The sequence below is a fragment of the uncultured Amnibacterium sp. genome (assembly GCF_964244015.1).
Taxonomy (GTDB): Bacteria; Actinomycetota; Actinomycetes; order Actinomycetales; family Microbacteriaceae; genus Amnibacterium.
Map to the genome: position 1 here is coordinate 1 of NZ_CAXTHO010000116.1, position 446 is coordinate 446.

Consider the following 446-nt stretch of genomic DNA (forward strand, 5'->3'; position numbering starts at 1 on the left):
ACCGGGGCGACCCGCTGTACGCCGTCGTCGCCCGCCGGCTCGTCTGAGGCGCAGCTGGGCCGGCGCGCGACCGCCGGGTCCGCGTCCGTCACGATGGAGGCGTGCCCTCCGCTGATCCCTACCGCGTCGTCCCCCGCCGCGCGGACGTCGCGCTGGCGGCGGTCGTCGACCACCTCCGCCTTGCGGGGGTGCCGGACCCCCGGGTCGACGCGGAGCTGCTGCTCGCCCACGTCGTCGGGGTCAGCCGCGGTCGTGCCCAGGCGCTCGCGCTGATGGGAGCCCCGCTCTCGGAGGAGCAGGCGGAGCGCCTGCGCGCGCTCGGCCTGCGGCGTGGGACGCGGGAGCCGCTGCAGCACCTGACCGGGCACGCGGCGTTCCGGCACATCGAGCTCGCCGTCGGGCCGGGGGTGTTCGTCCCGCGGCCGGAGACGGAGGTGCTGGTCGAG

Annotated in this window: 1 pseudogene (running past one end of the window); it reads left to right on the forward strand. The window is 78.0% G+C overall.

The window, feature by feature from the left end:
* Positions 1 to 101 precede the first annotated feature (101 nt).
* Positions 102 to 446: pseudogene (prmC, locus tag ACFE67_RS12165) on the forward strand (peptide chain release factor N(5)-glutamine methyltransferase) (it continues 537 nt past the right edge of the window).